Origin of the sequence: Pseudomonas sp. PAMC 25886, assembly GCF_000242655.1 — a bacterium.
Lineage (GTDB): Bacteria > Pseudomonadota > Gammaproteobacteria > Pseudomonadales > Pseudomonadaceae > Aquipseudomonas.
Window position 1 is genome coordinate 1 of the sequence record NZ_AHHC01000093.1, and the last position, 18,979, is coordinate 18,979.

An 18,979-nucleotide genomic window follows, 5' to 3' on the forward strand; every position below is an offset into this window, starting at 1 on the left:
CGCCATCGCCGGCAAGCCGGGCTCCTACAGTTCCAGATGATCCAGCAGGCGCGGGTCCAACGGGTCCAGCGGCCGACCGAGCATGGCCTCCGCCGCCCGCCACAGTTGATCCAGGCCGCTGGCCAGTTCCTGTTTGCCGGTGGCGCCCAGCAACAGATAGGACGCGCCCTGGAAGTCTTCGACCTTGAGCCGGAACACCGCCAGCACCTGATTGATCGCCGCGATTCGGCGCAGGCGTTCGCGCCGGCGCGGCAGTTCATCGCCCAGCGGATCGCTCCAATGCAAGTCTTCGCCCAGCAGGCCGCAGAGTCCGCACATGCTTAGTGCCCGCTCATGGCATGACATCGCCGGAGTTCGGGCCGAGGGTCTGGCCAACGAACAGATTACCGCCGGGCTCACTGGCCAACAGCACGGCGGTGGGCGCCACTTCGTCTGCCAGGCCGAAACGGCCCAGGGGCAACTCGGCGGCCTTGGCGCGTTTCCAGGTGTCGCTGATGCCGCCTACCAACGGCGTCTCAATCGGCCCGGGCGCAATGGCGTTGACCAGCACATTGTCCTTCGCTACCTCCAGCGCCAGGGATTTTGTGAAGCCGATGACGCCGGCCTTGGCCGCCGCATAGTGTGTCAGCTCGGCGCCGCCCTTGATGCCCAGTTGCGAGGCGACGTTGATGATCCGGCCCCAGCGCTGGGCGATCATGTGGGGCAACGCACGCTGGCTGGCGACGAACACACTGGTGAGGTCGACGCGCAGCATGTCGTTCCACATATCGATGGTCAGGTCGACGCAACGGGCCTGGGTCAGCATGCCGGCGTTGTTGACCAGAATATCAATGCCGCCGTAGTGGGCGACGCAGGCATCGACGCTGGCCCGGGCGCCGTCGACGGTGCCGACGTCGGCCACGCATTCGAGGACTTCGACGCCGAGGTTGCGGCAGGTGATGGCGGTTTCGGCGAGGGTTGCGGCGTCGCGGTCGGCCAATAACAGACGCACGCCTTCGACGGCGTAGGCGCGGGCGATGGCGGCACCGATACCGCTGCCGGCGCCGGTGATCACGGCGCGGCGGTTATGCAGTTGGGACATACAAAAAACTCCTGATGACAACACTGGACCTGTGGTGAGGGGGCTTGTCCCCCGTTGGGCTGCGCAGCCGCCCCAAAAAAGCGGGAGCGCTGCGCACTCCAACGGGGGACAAGCCCCCTCGCCACAACAAGCCCTCACCGCTTAAGCCTTCATTTCCACGCTGCGTGGGTCAGTCCGGCCAGCGCACGGTCAACCCACCATCAATCACGATGCTCTGCCCGGTCAGGTAACTCGATTCCTCACTGGTCAAGAACCGCACCAGGGACGCCACTTCATCCGCCCGCCCTACCCGGCCCAGCGGAATCGCCCGCGCGGCTTTCGCCAGCCCTTCCGGGCCGAGTGAGTTCTTCGCATCCAGCGACTGCGGCGTCTCGATCAACCCCGGAATCACCGCATTGCAGCGAATCCCCAGCGGCGCCAATTCCACCGCCAGCGACCGGCACAACCCCGGCACACCGGCCTTGGCCGCTGCGTAGTGCGCGTGGTCCTGCCAGCCATACACGCCACCGGCAATCGACGAAATCGCCACCAGCGCGCCGCCTTCCTGCATGTGCCGGGTCGCCGCCCGGAAGGTGCGCATCACCCCGGTCAGGTCGACGTTGAGCATCTCGTTCCACAGCTCGTCGGTCATCTCCAGCAACGGCGCACGCCGCAACAACCCTGCGTTGGCCACCGCGTAATCGAGGCGACCAAAATGCTGGATCGCCTGCGCGGCCAGGTTATCCACAGAGGCGGTGTCGCCCACGTCCAGCGGCAGCATCAGGCATTCACCGCCGGCTTCTTCCACTAGTAAAACGGTGTGGTGCGGGTCGTGGGGATCGGCCGGGTAATAGCCGCCCACCACCGCCACGCCGCTGCGGGCATACGCCACCGCCAGGGCCTGGCCGATGCCGCTGGCGGCACCGGTAATCAACGCAACTTTACGACTCATCAACTGACTCCTTACTGGACGGTTTCCGGACGCACATGGCGTGCGGCAAACATCAGTGCACCGGACAAAAAGCACGGCACTGCGCCAAACCACAGCGCGGCGGTCTGCCAGTCACTACCGGCCGACAACACTTGGGTCGCGCCAAACCCGGCGACCACCGCACCAATCGGCCCCATGGCATGAATGATCGCGCCGCCGGTGGCACGGATGCTGGTGGGAAAACTTTCGCTGATGAAAAACAGCGCCGCCGAGTACGGCCCGATCAGGAAGAACAGGCCCAGGCTGTAGAGCCCGACCACCATCGCCATGTTGCTCGGGCCAAACAGCATCCCGGCAAACGACAGCCCGCCGAGCATCCAGCCCAGGCCGATCACGTTGCGGCGACCGATCTTGTCGCCCATCCAGCCGTGGCTGAGGTAACCGCAGTAACCCACCAGGTTCGACAGCACGAGGATGATCAGCGAGTTCTCGAACGAGATGTGGTGCACGCTGACGATCACCGATGTACCCAGCACGCTGAACACCTGGATCGCCGCCCAGTTGAGCAGCAGCGCCGCACCAATCACCAGGGTTGCACGGCGTGCCGGGCCACGGAATGCGGCCTTGAGGCCGGCCTTGCTGTGTTCGTCATAGTCCACGCCGTAGGTCACGGCGACGTTCTGCGCTTCTTTCACCGAGCCGCTTTTGCGCAGCTCGCTGATGCGCTGGTGAATCTGGAACTGCGGGCTCTCCTTGAGCTTGCGCGCCATGACCGCGATGACAATCGCCGGAATCGCCGCAAACACAAAGCAGCCCTGCCAGCCAATCACCGGCAGCAACAGCGCGGTCAAACCGGCGGCGATCAACGCGCCCACCGGCCAGCCGCCCTGCACCAGGCTGTAGATAAAGCCGCGACGCTTGGCCAGTTTCGGGTCATCGGAGGCGGCGTACAGCTCGCTCAGATAGGTCGCGTTGACGGTTTCCTCGGCATAACCCAGGCCGCCCAGCGAACGGATCAGGATCAGCGACGACTTGCCCCACGCGCCGCCAATGGCGGTCAGCGCCGAGCAGATCGCCGAACCGGCCACGGTGAAAATAATCCCTTTGCGCCGGCCCAGTTTGTCCACGATCGGACCGATGGCCAGCGCTACCACGGCGGTGCCTACCGCCACCCATGTCGCAATCTCCGCTTGCTCCACTTCACCCCAGTTAAAGTGCCGCCCGATTTCCGGCAGCAAGGTGCCGAAAAGAATGAAGTCATACACCGCAAACACCCAGGCGAAAAACGCGATCCAGGTGGCGAAACGCACTTCCTTGGGCGTCAGTTGCCGGGGTTTCCAGCCAGTCAGATCAAGCTTGTTGTAGATAGACATGAATCGCGCCTCGGGAGGTTGGCCAGGGGTTGGTTACAGGTATCAGGTACGCGGTTGGCGGCGGATAAAGTCATCGGCGATTTCGTCGAAGGTGACGAAGCGCACACCGGCATGGCTCTGGATGTGTTCGATCAGGCGCTCAAGCATCAGCAGCACTTGCGGGCGGCCGGACACGTCGGGGTGGATGGTCATGGTGAACACCGCGTGCTCGTGCTCGCGGTAGACCCAGTCGAACTGGTCGCGCCACATTTCTTCCAGGTGACGCGGGTTGACGAAGCCATGGCTGTTGGGGGCTTTCTTGATGAACATCATCGGCGGCAGGTCGTCGAGGTACCAGTTGGCCGGGATCTCCACCAGGTCGGTTTCTTCGCCGCGCACCAGGGGTTTCATCCAGGTGTCGGGGTGCTGGCTGTAGTCGATCTTGGTCCAGCTGTCGCCCTTGCGTACGTAGTAGGGGTGGAAGTCGTTGTGCATCAGGCTGTGGTCGTACTTGATGCCTTTTTTCAGCAGCAGCTCGTTGGTGACCTTGCTGAATTCCCACCATGGCGCGACGTAGCCGGTGGGGCGTTTGCCGGTGACGTTGGTGATCAGTTCGATGGACTTGTCGAGAACGATTTCTTCCTGCTCGGCCGTCATCGCAATCGGGTTTTCGTGGCTGTAGCCGTGCACACCGATTTCGTGGCCGGCGTCGGCGACCGCCTTCATTTGCTCGGGGAAGGTTTCCATCGAGTGGCCGGGGATAAACCAGGTGGTGCGCAGGCCATAGCGCTCGAACAGTTTGAGCAGGCGTGGCGCACCGATTTCACCGGCGAACAGGCCACGGGAAATGTCGTCCGGGGAGTCTTCGCCGCCATAGGAACCGAGCCAGCCGGCGACCGCGTCAACGTCGACGCCAAATGCACAGAGGATGTCTTTAGCCATGATGTGTCTCCTTAAAAAATGAGTGCTGTTTCGGCTGCCAGGGCAGCCCGAAGCAGGCGCGCGTCTTCGCCGCTGGGGGCGCTGAGCAGCAGGCCGGTGGGCAGGCCCAGGGCATCGCGGCCGCTGGGCAGGCTGACGCCGGGCATGTCCAGCAAGCTGCCGGGCATGGTCAGGCGCAGGGTGGCGAGGTTGGTGCTGACGAACAGTTGATCGTCGGCTTCCAGTGGCGCCAGGGCCGGGGCCACTTGGGCCACGGTGGGGGTGATGAGAATCGCGCCGTCGAGTTCGTCGACAAGCTGCTGTTGCAGGCGCCGGCGCGCTTCGTACAACGCCAGCAGTTGGCTGGCCGGCAGCGTGCGGGCCGCTTCAAGGCGACGGCGTACCCGAGGGTCGAGCTGGCTGGCGTCGGGGCTGTCGAGCAGGGCTTCGTGGAGCGCGAAGGCTTCGAAGGAGCCGAGCCAGCCCTGGTGCTGGATCAGGTCGAGGGTGGCCTGGAAGGTCTTCGAGGGGCGCACATCAATCAGCGCGCCTTCGGCTTTCAATCGGTCCACGCAATACAGCAGGTTGTTGCGCACGCCGGGCTCGACGCGGGCGTCTTCCAGCACACTTTGCTCAACCCAAAAACGCTGGCCATTGAGGCTGCGGGCCTGGCGTGGCTGGCGCTGGTCGCGACCGTTGAGCAAATCATCAATGGCCAGCGCATCGCGCACACTGCGGGTCAGCGGGCCGAGGCTGTCGAGGGTATGGGCCAGCGGGAAAACGCCGTCGCGGCTGTAACGCCGGCAACTGCTGCGATAACCCACCACGCCATTCAGTGCCGCAGGAATACGGATGGAGCCCGCGGTGTCGGTGCCCATGGCGATTGGTACGATATCGGCCGCTACGGCGACCGCCGAGCCCGACGACGAGCCACCGGGGATCCGCGGTTGATCGATGCCGCTCGGATTGTGCGGGGTGCCGAAGTGCGGGTTCAGCCCAAGGCCGGAGTACGCCAGCTCGCTGAGGTTGGTCTTACCCACGCTGACCATCCCGGCGCGGCACAACAGGCCTACACTCGGCGCATCCAGCAAAGCCGCCGGCGCGTCGCGACGATGGGCCGCGCCTGCCGTGGTAATGCTGCCGGCCACATCAAACAGGTCTTTCCAGGCCAGGGGCACGCCATCGAACACGCTCAATGGCTGGCCGGCACGCCAGCGGGCAGCCGACGCTTCGGCCTCACGCCGAGCGCGCTCGGCGGTCAGGGAGATGAATACGCTGGGGGCCTGGCTCGCGCGAGCGAGTGCCTGTTCGAGGGCGTGCACCGGGTCGCTGCGACCGCTGGCGAAATCCTCGGCCAGTGAAGTGGCGTCTGACATGGGAATGACCTTCTGAAAACGTACATATTAATAAAATGTACATTTTACAAAGGCAGCTTTCGTGCCAGTCTCTCAGGGGTGATGTTTGAAGCATCTGGCACTTTGGGTCAGACCCACGGGATAGATGGGTTGTTGACATCAAAAGAAATATTCGGCGGCGTTCAATACTCGCCCACAATGAAATAATGTATCTTTTATTAATAAATACATTTTGGTGCAGAAAAGTAACAACCACCCTCTGAAGGCCCCAAAAAAGTGCCACCGACGTGGCGCAGAGTGACAGGCGCAACTATGAGAGAATCCCCGGCCACCGACCCGTTTGCTCCAGAGAACCCGATGAAAGCAGTGTCAGCCTCGGCTTCCCGTTACGCGATGATTCACCAGGTTTTGCGCGACGCCATCACCCACGGCACTGCCCGTCATGGCCTGGTGTTGCTGGAAGCGCCGCTGGCCGAGCTGTTCGGCACCAGCCGGGTGCCGGTGCGCAAGGCCCTGAACCTGTTGCATGACGAAGGGCTGATTTGCCGCTTCGATGGCCGCGGCTACCTGATCAACCCCGAAGGCCTGGACCTGGAACCGCTGCGACTGCCCTTGAGCCACGCACACCTGGGCCTCAACGGTGAAGATGAGCTGGTGGACACCCGGCCACTGGGGGAGCGCATCGTCGAGGAAATCGGCGCAGCGCTGTCGACCTGCATCGCTTTCGGCCATTACCGCCTCGACGAACAGGCCGCCGCCGAGCACTACAACGTCAGCCGCGCAGTGGTGCGTGAAGCCCTGATGCGCCTGCGGGACCGTGGCCTGGTAGAAAAAGAACCCTATTCCCAATGGCTGGCCGGGCCGCTGACCGCCCGGGAAGTCACCGAAGACTACGAACTGCGCGCCTGCCTGGAGCCCGAAGCCCTGCGCCAGAGCGCGCCGAACCTCGACCGCGACCTGCTGCAAGCCATGTTGCAGCGCGTGCTCGACGCGCAGAACAGCGCCCATTGCAGCCTGGAAGAGATCGAGCAGATCGAGGAAGACCTGCACCAGCACTGCCTCGCGGGCCTGCAAAACCGCAAGATCGCCGCGCTGATCCGCCAGGGGCAGAGCCCGATGATCATCAGCCGGATTTTCTACCGGCTGCTGGGTATCGGCGCCGATCCGGCGATGCTGGCCGAGCACCGGCTGATCCTTGAGCTGTTGCTGCACGGCGCCTTCGACGCCGCCGCGCTGAACCTGCGCGAGCACCTGCAACGGGCCCGGCAGCGCATGTTGCAACGCTTGAAGGTGCTGTCGGTGCTGCCCGAACAGCCGTTGCCGGCCTACCTGCACAAACTCAGCTGAAGAAACGCTCCCACATTGGTCCAGCAGCGTTTCGAAAATAGTGTGCAATTTGTTGCTAACCGCCCTCACCCATTGAAACCACTGCCGACCCGCCCCATCTAACCTGCATACTTCCTTATGCAGGTGCCCCATGAGCGACCAGCAAGAATTCCCGGACATCGACCTCGACGACTACGCCGACCCGGAAAACGCTGAACACACTTCCGCCAACACTGGCTTGGCGCTGCCTGGGCAAAACCTGCCCGACAAGGTCTACATCATCCCGATCCACAACCGGCCTTTCTTCCCGGCGCAAGTGTTGCCGGTGATCGTCAATGAAGAGCCGTGGGCCGAAACCCTGGAACTGGTGAGCAAATCCGAGCACCACTCCCTTGCCCTGTTCTTCATGGAGACGCCTCCTGAAGACCCGCGCCACTTCGACACCTCCAGCCTGCCGCTGTACGGCACCCTGGTGAAGGTGCATCACGCCAGCCGTGAAAACGGCAAGCTGCAATTCGTCGCCCAGGGCCTGACCCGCGTGCGGATCAAGACCTGGCTCAAGCATCACCGCCCACCGTACCTGGTGGAGGTCGAATACCCGCACCAGCCGACCCAGCCGACCGACGAGGTCAAGGCCTACGGCATGGCGCTGATCAATGCGATCAAGGAACTGCTGCCACTCAACCCGCTGTACAGCGAAGAGCTGAAGAACTACCTCAACCGCTTCAGCCCCAACGACCCGTCGCCGCTGACCGACTTCGCCGCCGCCCTCACCTCGGCCACCGGCACCGAGCTGCAGCAAGTGCTGGACTGCGTGCCCATGCTCAAGCGCATGGAAAAAGTCCTGCCGATGCTGCGCAAGGAAGTCGAAGTCGCGCGCCTGCAAAAAGAAATCTCCGCCGAGGTGAACCGCAAGATCGGCGAGCACCAGCGCGAGTTCTTCCTCAAGGAACAACTCAAGGTCATCCAGCAAGAGCTGGGGCTGACCAAGGACGACCGCAGCGCCGACGTCGAACAGTTCGAACAACGCCTGGTGGACAAGGTGCTGCCGACCCAGGCGCAGAAACGCATCACCGAAGAAATGAACAAGCTGTCGATCCTGGAAACCGGTTCGCCGGAGTACGCGGTCACCCGCAACTACCTGGACTGGGCCACCTCGGTGCCGTGGGGCGTGTATGGCGAGGACAAGCTCGACCTCAAGCACGCCCGCAAGGTGCTCGACAAACACCACGCCGGCCTGGACGACATCAAGAGTCGCATCCTCGAATTCCTCGCGGTGGGCGCCTATAAAGGCGAAGTCGCCGGCTCCATCGTGTTGCTGGTAGGCCCGCCGGGCGTGGGCAAGACCAGCGTGGGCAAATCGATTGCCGAGTCCCTCGGCCGGCCGTTCTACCGCTTCAGCGTCGGCGGCATGCGTGACGAGGCCGAGATCAAGGGCCATCGCCGCACCTACATCGGCGCCATGCCGGGCAAGCTGGTGCAAGCGCTCAAAGACGTCGAAGTGATGAACCCGGTGATCATGCTCGACGAGATCGACAAGATGGGCCAGAGCTACCAGGGCGACCCGGCTTCGGCCCTGCTCGAAACCCTGGACCCGGAACAGAACGTCGAATTCCTCGACCACTATCTGGACCTGCGCCTGGACCTGTCCAAAGTGCTGTTCGTGTGCACCGCCAACACCCTGGACTCAATCCCCGGCCCGTTGCTGGACCGGATGGAAGTGATTCGCCTGTCGGGCTATATCACCGAAGAAAAAGTCGCCATCGCCAAGCGCCACCTGTGGCCCAAGCAGTTGGAAAAAGCCGGCGTGTCGAAAAACAGCCTGTCCATCAGCGACGGCGCCCTGCGCGCCCTGATCGATGGTTACGCTCGCGAAGCCGGTGTGCGCCAGTTGGAAAAACAGCTGGGCAAACTGGTGCGCAAGGCCGTGGTCAAGCTGCTGGATGAGCCGGACTCGGTGATCAAGATCGGCAACAAGGACCTGGAAGCCTCCCTGGGGATGCCGGTGTTCCGTAACGAACAGGTACTGTCGGGCACCGGTGTGATCACAGGCCTGGCCTGGACCAGCATGGGCGGCGCGACCTTGCCGATCGAGGCGACGCGCATTCACACGCTCAACCGGGGCTTCAAGCTCACCGGGCAACTGGGCGACGTGATGAAGGAGTCGGCCGAAATTGCCTACAGCTACATCAGCTCGAACCTGAAGTCGTTTGGCGGTGACCCGAAGTTCTTCGACGAAGCCTTCGTGCACCTGCACGTGCCGGAAGGCGCCACACCGAAAGACGGCCCGAGCGCGGGCGTGACCATGGCCAGTGCGCTGCTGTCGCTGGCGCGTAACCAGCCGCCGAAAAAAGGCGTGGCCATGACCGGCGAACTGACGTTGACCGGGCATGTACTGCCGATTGGCGGGGTGCGCGAGAAGGTGATTGCGGCGCGGCGCCAGAAGATTCACGAGTTGATCTTGCCGGAGCCCAATCGCGGGAGTTTTGAGGAGTTACCTGAGTACCTGAAGGAAGGCATGACGGTGCACTTTGCCAAACGCTTTGCGGATGTGGCGAAGGTGTTGTTCTGACCGTTATGTAGCGCCTGAACTGGCCCCTGTGGTGAGCGGGCTTGCCCCGCTCACCACAAGCAAGCCCGCTCACCACTATTAAGTGGTGTTTGCCTTCCTGTCACACCTTGTCTCATCTTCGGTTATGCTCGCCCTTCGTCGCCAAACAACGGAGCCCCCATGACCGCTGCCCGCCTGCTTCTCCCCCTGAGCCTTTGCCTGCTCGCCGCCTGTGCCAGTGCGCCGAAGCAAAACGTCACCGTGGAAAAACAGAGCGCTTGCCCCCTGCAACTCAAAACCGGGCAAAACCTGATCCTGACCCTGCCCAGCAACCCCACCACCGGTTACCGCTGGGCCATCCAGGACTCGGCCGGCGGCGTGCTGCGCAGCCTGAGCCCTGAGGTCTACAGCAACACCGAAGACACCGGCGTGGTCGGCAGTGGCGGTCAATCCACCTGGCGTTTCCAAGCCTTCAATGCGGGCCAGGGCCGGCTGCGCCTCACCTCACAACAACCCTGGGAGCCGGAAGCAGAACCGGCCGAAACCTTCGACTGCGCCATTACGGTGAACTGATATGCCATGGATGATCCTTGCGTTGATGGGGGCGGTAACCTTTATCTACGGCCTGAGCACCCACGCCACCCTGCTCTGCCTGTTGGTAAAGCCGTTGCCGGTGCTGGCGTTGCTGGGCTGGCTGCATGATGCGCCGCCCACTGACTATCGACGCTGGATCAGCCTCGGGCTGATTTTTTCCCTGGTGGGCGACGTGCTGCTGGCCTGGCCCGGCGACTTGTTCATCTTCGGCCTCGGTGCGTTTTTGTTCGCGCACCTGGCGTACCTGAAAGCCTACTTGAGCGACTGCCGCCGCCCGGCGATTTTGCCGCTGGTACTGGCGCTGGTGGTGGGCGCGATCTTGCTGAGCATCCTGATTTCCCATGGCCTGGGCCCATTGCTGGTGCCGGTGGTGGTGTATGCGCTGGTGATCAGCGCGATGCTCTGGCGAGCGCTGGCACGGTTGGGCAGCGCAGTGCCCAAGCGCTCGGCGTACCTGGCGGCGGCAGGCGCGGTGTCGTTTGTGTTTTCCGACACGCTGATTGGGATCAATCGGTTTGTGGTGGCGTTTGAAGCGGCGCCGTATTTGCTGATCGTCAGCTATTGGCTCGGGCAGTGGGGCATTACCGCATCGGCGTTCCATCAGACAACCCGCGCATCCGAAGGCCAATTTGGCTAAAATGCCGGCCTTTTCCCCCTCGTCGCCGGAACAGCCGTGAGCAAAGAACCCGATCGCCTATTCGCCCAGCCCCTGCCCCAGGTGCCGGACTTCGCCTTCAACGAAGACGTGGTGCGGGTTTTCCCGGACATGATCAAGCGCTCGGTGCCCGGTTACCCGACCATCGTCGAAAACCTCGGCGTGCTCGCGGCGCAGTTTGCCCAGCCCAATAGCGTGCTCTACGACCTCGGCTCCTCCCTCGGCGCCGTGACCCAGGCCTTGCGCCGTCACGTGCGCACCGACGGTTGCCGGGTGATCGCGGTGGATAACTCGGCGGCGATGGTCGAGCGATGCCGCGAATACCTCAACGGCCAGGACTCGATGTTCCAGGAGTTGCTGCCGGTGGACGTCATCGAGGGCGATATCCTCGCCCTGCAATTCCAGCCGGCGTCCGTGGTGGCGCTGAACTTCACCCTGCAATTTATCGCCCCCGAACAGCGCCTGGCTTTGCTCTCGCGCATTCGTCAGTCACTACTGCCAGGCGGCGCGTTGATCCTCTCGGAAAAGCTGCGCTTCAATGATTCGGAAGAACACGCACTGCTCACCGATTTGCACATCGCCTTCAAACGCGCCAACGGCTACAGCGAACTGGAAATCGCCCAGAAGCGCAGCGCCATCGAAAACGTCATGAAGCCCGACAGCCTCGAAGAACACCGCGAACGCCTGCTGGCGGCCGGGTTCTCGAAAGTCGTGCCGTGGTTCCAGTGTCTTAACTTTGCCTCGTTGATTGCCTTGCCATGATTGATCTGTCTCCCCTCGCCCGCCATCTGGTCGGCACTCCCCTGGCCGTATGGGCCCAGGGCCTGCAAGCGCAACTCGATGCAAAGATGGAAAAGGGTCACGGCGACTTGGAACGCTGGCAAAGCGCACTGGACGCGCTGCCGAAGATCATGCCCAGCGAAATCGACCTGCTGAACGGCCTGGTACTCGACACCGATTGCGACGACGACACCCGCGCGCAAATGCGTACCGCGCTGATGGGCCTGTGCCCGTGGCGCAAGGGCCCGTTCGATCTGTTCGGCGTGCACGTCGACACCGAATGGCGTTCGGACTGGAAATGGTCGCGGGTCGCGCCGCACCTGGACCTCAAGGGCAAGCGCATTCTCGATGTGGGTTGCGGCAACGGTTACTACATGTGGCGCATGCTCGGCGCCGGGGCCGACAGCGTGATTGGCGTCGACCCGAACTGGCTGTTTTTCTGCCAGTTCCAGGCGGTGCAACGCTACCTGTCAGCGCCTAAGGCCTGGCACCTGCCGTTCCCGTTTGAAGACCTGCCGCCGAACATGGAAGGCTTCGACACGGTATTTTCCATGGGTGTGTTTTATCACCGTCGTTCGCCCATCGAGCATTTGCTGGCGTTGAAGGATTGCCTGGTAAAGGGTGGCGAACTGGTGTTGGAAACGTTGGTGGTTGAGGGCGATCAGCAACAAGTGCTGGTGCCGGAAGACCGCTACGCGCAGATGCGCAACGTGTGGTTCCTGCCGTCGGTGCCGGCGCTGATGCTGTGGCTGCGCCGTGCCGGCTTCAGCGATGTGCGCTGTGTGGATGTGAGCGTGACCACGGTCGAGGAACAGCGCGGCACGGAGTGGATGAAGTACCAGTCCCTCAGCGACTTCCTGGACCCTGAGGATCACAGCAAGACCGTCGAAGGGCTGCCGGCGCCGATGCGTGCGGTGATTGTCGCGAAGAAATAAGACTGCTGTTGTGTTGAAGAAATAAGACTGCTGTTGTGGCGAGGGAGCTTGCTCCCGCTGGGCTGCGAGCGGCCCCAAAATCTGGGGAGCGCTGCGCACTCCAGCGGGAGCAAGCTCCCTCGCCACAGGGTATCGCGTCAGCCTTTGGCGCGACGTGCCTTGAAGAACTCGCTCAACACCGTCCCGCACTCTTCGGCCAGCACCCCGCCTTCATACAGCACCCGATGATTGAGAAAGCCCTGGGTAAAAAACTGCCCCTGGCTTTGCACGATCCCCGCCTTTGGCTCCAGCGCGCCGTACACCACCCGGGCAATCCGTGAATGCACGATCAGCCCGGCGCACATGCTGCACGGTTCCAGCGTGACGTACAGCGTACTGCCCGGCAGCCGGTAATTGCTCACGGCCTGGGCGGCCGCACGGATCGCGACCATCTCGGCATGCGCACTGGGGTCGTTGCCACTGATGGGGCAGTTAAAGCCGCGCCCGATGATCTCTCCATCCTGCACCAGTACCGCGCCCACCGGCACTTCACCCAATGCCGCGCCTTGGGCAGCCAGGGCCAGCGCTTCACGCATGAAGTCCTGATCGCGGCTGCGGTCGATAATCGCCGTGGGGCGAAACTGGCGCATTACGCCACCTCGATGGCGGCCATCAGGCCGGTTTCCATGTGGTCGATCACATGGCAGTGGAACATCCAGACACCCGGGTTATCCGCCACCAGCGCCACCCGGGCACGTTCGTTCTTGCCCAGCAGGTAGGTGTCGGTGAAGTACGGAATCACCTTGTGGCGGTTCGAGGCGATGACCTTGAAACTCATGCCGTGCAGGTGGATCGGGTGTTGGTACTGGGTCATGTTCTTCAATTCGAAAATGTAGCTCTTGCCCTTTTCAAGCTTGGCGATCGGGCGGTCGGCGCAGGTCTTGTCGGTGATGTCCCAGGCCTGGCCGTTGATCTGCCACAGGCTCGGTGGCTTGCCATTGTCCACGTTCACCGAGACCGATCCAACCCATTCGAAATTGAAGTTGAGTTTCTCGGCATTGGCCAGGTCCGGCTCGGCAATCGGGTTGGCGGGCATCGCGGGCGGCCACTCGGTGGGCGCGTCGATGCTGGTCACCGAGCGGAAGGTGCCCAGGCGCACCGGCCCATTGCGGATCGACAATTCTTCACCGGCGGGAGGCGCCTTGATCGCCAGGCAAATGCGCATGCCCGGGCCCAGCCAGTATTCCTTGCCCAACGGGCGCGGTTCGACGGGATTGCCGTCCAGGGCATAGATCTGCGCTTCAACGTCGGGGATGTTGATGCGATAGGTCAGGGTGTTATCGAGGTTGAGCAGGCGCACCCGGGTGATCTGCCCGGCTGGCAAATCGATCACTGCCTGGGACACGCCATTGATGGTCGACAGGCGTCCGGCGGTGCCGCCCCGGGCTGCTTCGCGGGGAATGCTGAAGGCGACAAAGGCGCCCTCTTCGTCCACGTGCCAGCTTTTCAGGCTCAGGGTGCGTTCGTGTTTGAAACCAGTGGGTTCGCGCTCTTCGATGATCAGCGGGCCCACCAGGCCACGGCCCAGCTCTTCGCTGCTGTTCACGTGGGGGTGATACCAGTAGCTACCGGCATCGGGCACGCGGAATTTGTAGTCAAAGTATTCGCCCGGCAGCACCGGTAGCTGCGAGACGTACGGCACGCCGTCCATTTCCAGTGGCAGGCGAATGCCATGCCAGTGGATGGTAGTGGCGACCGGCAGGTGGTTGATAAACCGCACCCGCAGCCACTCACCCTGGCGCACCCGCAACTCGGTGCCTGGCGCCGATGGGCCGAATGCCCAGGCTTGGGTCTTGTGCCCCGGCACCAATTCCACGTCCAGCGGTGCGGCGATCAACTCGTAATCGTGCCCCGCCTCGGCCTCGGCGACTTTACCCAGCCAATAGCGGTAGGCGCCACCGGCACCAACGCCCACCACGGCAAGACCGGCAAGACCACCAAGGATTTGTCGACGGGAAAACGATTGGGACACAACAACCTCACGTATCTGCCGCGGGTCCGAGACCCGCAAAAGGCAGATACCATACACCGGCATCACCTAAACAGTAAGGGTTCGCATTGCCACATGTGGGGAACGAGGGTTGTGTGGGAGCGGGCTTGCTGTGGTGAGCGGGCTTGCCCCGCGTTGGGCTGCGAAGCAGCCCCATCAATCGGTGGTGAACCCGACGTGGGACAAGCCCCCTCACCACAGCCCGCTCCCACATTGGATCTTCAGCGCTTTTTTAATGTTTGGCAGCAGCCAGAATCAAGGCTTTCATCTCGGCGACGGCACCTTTGAATCCGACGAACAGCGCATGGGCCACCAGCGCATGGCCGATGTTCAGCTCATTGATGCCCTTGATCGCGGCCACGGCTTCGACGTTGTGGTAGTGCAGACCGTGGCCGGCGTTGACGATCAGGCCTTCGCCCAGGCCGCATTTGACGCCGTCGATGATGCGCTGCAATTCATCAGCGACTTCGGTCGGCGTGGTGGCGTCGGCGTAACGGCCAGTGTGCAGTTCGATGGCCGGGGCACCGACACGGCGCGAGGCTTCGATCTGGCGCTCGTCGGCGTCGATGAACAGCGAGACTTCACTGCCGATCTTCGAGAGGCGTTCCACCGCGGCCTTGATCCGCGCTTCCTGGCCGGCCACATCGAGGCCGCCTTCGGTGGTCAGTTCCTGGCGGGTTTCCGGCACCAGGCAGATATGCGCCGGGCGGATACGCTCGGCGAATGCCATCATTTCTTCGGTGACGCCCATTTCGAAGTTCATGCGGGTTTGCAGCACGTCCTTGAGCAGCAGTACGTCGCGTTCCTGGATGTGGCGGCGGTCTTCGCGCAGGTGCACGGTAATGCCGTCGGCACCCGCTTCTTCGGCGTCCAGCGCGGCCTTGACCGGGTCCGGGTAACGGGTGCCCCGGGCCTGGCGCAGGGTGGCTACGTGGTCGATGTTCACGCCGAGAAGAATGCGATTGCTGGTGGTCACGAAAAGCGCTCCTGAAGAGGGAAGGAATCGCTGCACAGCATACACGGGGATGTCAGGGCTTTCGAAACAACTCGCGACTGACCAATGGCCGACCGCCCAAATGCACGGCCAGGGCCTGGCGCATCAGGCGCTTGGCGGCGGACAACGCGCCGGGGGCGGTCCAGTCGGCTTCGCTCATGGCCAGCAACTCGGTGCCCTGGAACAGGCCGGGTTGCAGCAGGTAGACGCGCTCCAGGCCCGCGTCGACTTGCAGGCGGTACATGCCGTCGGCGGCGATAGGGTCGCCGTGCAAGTCGTTGCTCAATTCGAAGCCGTAGCCAAGGTCGTCCAACAGGCGCCATTCGAACGCGCGCAACAGCGGCTCCAAAGGGCGGCCTTCGGCGAGGGCGAGCAAGGTGGCGGCATAATGATCGAAGACGCCGGGGTGCGGGTCTTCGGCGGGGAGCAGGCGAATCAGCAATTCGTTGAGGTAGAGGCCGCTGAACAGCGCCTCACCGTTGAGCCAGTTGGAGGCACCGGCGGCCTCCATGCGGCCAACGTTCTTCAGCTCACCGCGTCCGCGAAACTCCACTTCCAGGGCCACAAAGGGCCGCGCCAGGGTGCCGGCCTTGCCGCGCGCACTGCGCAAGACAGCGCGCAGACGTCCTTGGGGTGTGAGGAAGTCCACCAAGGCGCTGGTCTCGCGGTAGGCGCGGCTGTGCAAGACGTAGGCGGGTTGGCCGGTGGGTGGGGTGGAGGACATGAGACGGGAGCTTTTCCTGTGGCGAGGGGGCTTGTCCCCCGTTGGGCTGCGCAGCAGCCCCAAACAAAGTAGCTGCAGTCTTTCAGAAAGACCTCATTGTTTGCTTTTAGGGCTGCTTCGCAGCCCAACGGGGGACAAGCCCCCTCGCCACAACAAGCCCCTCACCCACAAATCCGGTCAGGGCTTACAGGTCGCCGTAACCCAACGAACGCAACGCACGCTCATCATCAGACCAACCACCCTTAACCTTCACCCACAGGTTGAGCATGATCTTGGAATCAAACAGCAATTCCATGTCCTTGCGCGCTTCGGTGCCGATGCGCTTGATGCGCTCGCCCTTGTCGCCAATGATGATTTTCTTCTGGCCGTCACGTTCAACGAGGATCAGCGCGTGGATGTGCAAGGTCTTGCCCTGCTGCTTGAACTCTTCGATTTCGACGGTGATCTGGTACGGCAGCTCGGCGCCCATCTGGCGCATGATTTTCTCGCGTACCAGTTCGGCGGCGAGGAAACGGCTGCTGCGGTCGGTGATCTGGTCTTCCGGGAAGAAGTGCTCGTTCTCCGGCAGGTAACCGGCGATCACACGCTCCAGGGCTTCGAGGTTGTGCCCGTGCTGGGCCGAGATCGGCATGATCTGGGCGTTCGGCAGTTGTTCCTGCAGCCAGCTCAGGTGCGGCATCAGCTCGGCTTTGTCTTCGATACGGTCGGTCTTGTTCAACGCGACGATCAACGGGCCGGTGACGTACTGCACGCGCTCCAGAACCATCTGGTCTTCGTCGGTCCACTTGGTGCGGTCGACCACGAAGATCACCACGTCGACGTCTTTCAACGCCGCCGAAGCGGTTTTGTTCATGTAGCGGTTAAGGGCCTTTTCGCCGCCTTTGTGCATGCCCGGGGTATCAACGTACACCGCCTGGACGGCGCCTTCGGTCTTGATGCCCAGCATGTTGTGGCGGGTGGTCTGAGGCTTGCGTGAAGTGATCGCCAGCTTCTGTCCCAGGATGTGGTTCAGCAACGTGGACTTGCCCACGTTCGGACGGCCGACGATGGCAACATAGCCACAGCGAGTTGCGGTTGAATCAGTCATGGCCATTCTCCACGCCCAGGGCAATCAGTGCTGCAGCGGCCGCTACCTGTTCGGCAATACGACGGCTCACACCCTGACCTCGGCTTTTTTCATTCAGTAAGGTGATTTCACATTCGACGAAGAAGACTCGGCAATGCGGCTCACCCTGGATATCCACCACTTCGTAACGCGGCAGGTCGCAACCACGGGACTGCAGGAATTCCTGCAGGCGGGTCTTGGGATCTTTGTTGGTGTCTACCAGCGTCAGGCTTTCGATCTCGGTCGACAGCCAGGCGACGACGCGCTCTTTGGCCGCTTCCATGCCCGCATCGAGGTAGATCGCGCCGATCAGCGCTTCAAGGGCGTCGGCCAGGATCGACTCGCGACGGAAACCGCCGCTCTTCAACTCGCCGGAGCCCAGGCGCAGGTAATCACCCAGGTCGAAACCACGGGCCAGTACGGCCAGGGTCTCACCTTTCACCAGGCGCGCGCGCAAGCGCGACAACTGGCCTTCGCGGGCCAAGGGGAAGCGATTGAACAGGGCTTCACCGGCGACGAAATTGAGGATGGCATCACCGAGGAATTCCAGGCGCTCGTTGTTACGCCCGGCAAAACTGCGGTGTGTAAGGGCAAGGATCATCAATTCCTGATCCTTGAAGGTGTAGCCGAGCTGACGCTCGAGACGGCTTAGAGAAACGCTCACGGTTTACCCACATTCAGTTCGAGGCACCGGTGGCCTGCGACGATTAACGCTGTGTTCAAATTCAAATCCTGGTGGTTGCTGCATGGAGCCGGACTTTGTCCAAGCCCCAGAAAAGCATTCGGCGCTGTGTTCACAGCGCCGCATGGATTACTTGATCAGCCCGACCCGCGAGAAGTTCGGCAGGTGGCTGAGCTTGGGTTCCGGCCAACTCATCCAGACCGCGAAGGCCTTGCCGACGATATTCTGGTCGGGGACCATGCCCAGCAGGTCCTTGGGAATATTGGGGTCATCCCAGTAGCGGCTGTCATTGGAGTTGTCGCGGTTGTCGCCCATCATGAAGTAGTGCCCGGCAGGCACTGTCCACTGGTTGTCAGGCGGCGAACGGTAGCGGCTCATTTCCTTGCGGATTTCGTGCTCTACCGCTCCGAGTTTCTCCTGGTACAGCTCGGCGCTGCCCAGGGTGTTCGGCTCGGAACCGATCAGTTTTTCTGCCACCGACTCGCCGTTGACGAACAGGCGCTTGTCGCTGGTGTAGCGAATCACGTCGCCCGGCAGGCCCACTACACGCTTGATGTAGTTGACGTTCGGGTCGCTTGGGTAGCGAAACACCATCACATCGCCGCGCTGCGGGTCACCGATCTCGATCACTTTCTTGTCGATCACCGGCAAGCGGATCCCGTAAGAAAACTTGTTCACCAGGATGAAGTCGCCCACGTCCAGGGTAGGTTTCATCGAGCCCGACGGGATCTGAAACGGCTCCACCAGGAACGAACGCAACACCAGCACGATGAACAACACCGGGAAGAACGACTTGCCGTATTCAACCAGCATTGGCTCTTTGTTCAGTTTCTCGATCACCGCCACATCGGGCTGGCTGACGCTGCCCTGATAGGACGCGATGGCTGCCCGGCGACGCGGGGCGAAGAACACCAGATCGAGCAACGCCAATAGACCGCAAACGGCAACGGCGATGACCAGCAACAGCGGGAAATTTAGTGACATA

Annotated in this window: 19 protein-coding genes; 6 read left to right on the forward strand and 13 right to left on the reverse strand. The window is 62.5% G+C overall.

The genetic code is table 11. The annotated features are described in order from the left end of the window. Nucleotides 1–24 precede the first annotated feature (24 nt). The 6 genes from MUM_RS0131340 to MUM_RS0131365 form a co-directional block, all read right to left on the reverse strand. Nucleotides 25–318 carry a hypothetical protein gene (locus tag MUM_RS0131340; protein ID WP_010176916.1) on the reverse strand — a complete coding sequence of 98 codons (294 nt, stop codon included), beginning with the start codon at nucleotides 316–318 and terminating at the stop codon, nucleotides 25–27. Between the two features lie 13 nt (nucleotides 319–331). Then, complete coding sequence (locus MUM_RS0131345; RefSeq protein WP_010176917.1) at nucleotides 332–1,081, reverse strand: SDR family NAD(P)-dependent oxidoreductase; 750 nt, start codon at nucleotides 1,079–1,081, stop codon at nucleotides 332–334. 169 nt (nucleotides 1,082–1,250) lie between these two features. Then, nucleotides 1,251–2,012, reverse strand: coding sequence for an SDR family NAD(P)-dependent oxidoreductase (locus tag MUM_RS0131350; protein ID WP_010176918.1), 762 nt, complete (start codon nucleotides 2,010–2,012; stop codon nucleotides 1,251–1,253). 11 nt (nucleotides 2,013–2,023) lie between these two features. After that, nucleotides 2,024–3,364, reverse strand: coding sequence for an MFS transporter (locus MUM_RS0131355; protein ID WP_010176919.1), 1,341 nt, complete (start codon nucleotides 3,362–3,364; stop codon nucleotides 2,024–2,026). 42 nt (nucleotides 3,365–3,406) lie between these two features. Further along, nucleotides 3,407–4,285 carry a polysaccharide deacetylase family protein gene (locus tag MUM_RS0131360; RefSeq protein WP_010176920.1) on the reverse strand — a complete coding sequence of 293 codons (879 nt, stop codon included), beginning with the start codon at nucleotides 4,283–4,285 and terminating at the stop codon, nucleotides 3,407–3,409. 11 nt (nucleotides 4,286–4,296) lie between these two features. Continuing rightward, complete coding sequence (locus tag MUM_RS0131365; RefSeq protein WP_010176921.1) at nucleotides 4,297–5,640, reverse strand: amidase; 1,344 nt, start codon at nucleotides 5,638–5,640, stop codon at nucleotides 4,297–4,299. A gap of 336 nt (nucleotides 5,641–5,976) precedes the next feature. Between MUM_RS0131365 and MUM_RS0131370 the strand changes: the two genes are divergently transcribed. The 6 genes from MUM_RS0131370 to cmoB all read left to right on the forward strand — a co-directional run bounded on the left by MUM_RS0131370 (nucleotide 5,977) and on the right by cmoB (nucleotide 12,460). Continuing rightward, nucleotides 5,977–6,966 (forward strand): GntR family transcriptional regulator, encoded by a 990-nt coding sequence (locus MUM_RS0131370; RefSeq protein ID WP_010176922.1) that lies wholly within the window; start codon nucleotides 5,977–5,979, stop codon nucleotides 6,964–6,966. Nucleotides 6,967–7,096: 130 nt separating this feature from the next. Beyond that, nucleotides 7,097–9,517 (forward strand): endopeptidase La, encoded by a 2,421-nt coding sequence (lon, locus tag MUM_RS0131375; RefSeq protein WP_010176923.1) that lies wholly within the window; start codon nucleotides 7,097–7,099, stop codon nucleotides 9,515–9,517. Between the two features lie 159 nt (nucleotides 9,518–9,676). Further along, nucleotides 9,677–10,069, forward strand: a complete 393-nt coding sequence (locus MUM_RS0131380) for a protease inhibitor I42 family protein (protein WP_010176924.1) — start codon at nucleotides 9,677–9,679, stop codon at nucleotides 10,067–10,069. Nucleotide 10,070: 1 nt separating this feature from the next. Beyond that, nucleotides 10,071–10,727, forward strand: a complete 657-nt coding sequence (locus MUM_RS0131385) for a lysoplasmalogenase (protein ID WP_029616177.1) — start codon at nucleotides 10,071–10,073, stop codon at nucleotides 10,725–10,727. A 36-nt stretch (nucleotides 10,728–10,763) separates the two neighbouring features. After that, nucleotides 10,764–11,507 carry a carboxy-S-adenosyl-L-methionine synthase CmoA gene (cmoA, locus tag MUM_RS0131390; protein WP_010176926.1) on the forward strand — a complete coding sequence of 248 codons (744 nt, stop codon included), beginning with the start codon at nucleotides 10,764–10,766 and terminating at the stop codon, nucleotides 11,505–11,507. Next, nucleotides 11,504–12,460: a tRNA 5-methoxyuridine(34)/uridine 5-oxyacetic acid(34) synthase CmoB gene (cmoB, locus tag MUM_RS0131395; protein ID WP_010176927.1), complete on the forward strand. Its 957-nt coding sequence runs from the start codon at nucleotides 11,504–11,506 to the stop codon at nucleotides 12,458–12,460. Before cmoA ends, cmoB begins: the two co-directional genes overlap by 4 nt. A 137-nt stretch (nucleotides 12,461–12,597) precedes the next feature. Here cmoB and tadA read toward each other — a convergent pair whose 3' ends face one another. The 7 genes from tadA to lepB form a co-directional block, all read right to left on the reverse strand. After that, nucleotides 12,598–13,089 (reverse strand): tRNA adenosine(34) deaminase TadA, encoded by a 492-nt coding sequence (gene tadA, locus MUM_RS0131400; RefSeq protein ID WP_010176928.1) that lies wholly within the window; start codon nucleotides 13,087–13,089, stop codon nucleotides 12,598–12,600. Further along, the gene (locus tag MUM_RS0131405) at nucleotides 13,089–14,471 is read right to left on the reverse strand and encodes a multicopper oxidase family protein (protein WP_029616178.1); all 1,383 of its coding nucleotides are present in this window, start codon (nucleotides 14,469–14,471) and stop codon (nucleotides 13,089–13,091) included. The genes tadA and MUM_RS0131405 overlap by 1 nt, the downstream gene beginning before the upstream one ends. Before the next feature lie 250 nt (nucleotides 14,472–14,721). Next, on the reverse strand, nucleotides 14,722–15,465 hold the full coding sequence (pdxJ, locus tag MUM_RS0131410; protein ID WP_010176930.1) for a pyridoxine 5'-phosphate synthase: 744 nt from the start codon (nucleotides 15,463–15,465) through the stop codon (nucleotides 14,722–14,724). 52 nt (nucleotides 15,466–15,517) lie between these two features. After that, nucleotides 15,518–16,207: a DNA repair protein RecO gene (recO, locus tag MUM_RS0131415; RefSeq protein WP_010176931.1), complete on the reverse strand. Its 690-nt coding sequence runs from the start codon at nucleotides 16,205–16,207 to the stop codon at nucleotides 15,518–15,520. 184 nt (nucleotides 16,208–16,391) lie between these two features. Continuing rightward, a complete protein-coding gene (era, locus tag MUM_RS0131420) occupies nucleotides 16,392–17,294 on the reverse strand; it encodes a GTPase Era (protein WP_003210432.1) in 903 nt (300 codons plus the stop codon). Continuing rightward, nucleotides 17,287–17,976: a ribonuclease III gene (gene rnc, locus MUM_RS0131425; protein WP_003210434.1), complete on the reverse strand. Its 690-nt coding sequence runs from the start codon at nucleotides 17,974–17,976 to the stop codon at nucleotides 17,287–17,289. The genes era and rnc overlap by 8 nt, the downstream gene beginning before the upstream one ends. A gap of 147 nt (nucleotides 17,977–18,123) precedes the next feature. Continuing rightward, nucleotides 18,124–18,978 (reverse strand): signal peptidase I, encoded by an 855-nt coding sequence (lepB, locus tag MUM_RS0131430; protein ID WP_003210437.1) that lies wholly within the window; start codon nucleotides 18,976–18,978, stop codon nucleotides 18,124–18,126. Nucleotide 18,979 lies beyond the last annotated feature (1 nt).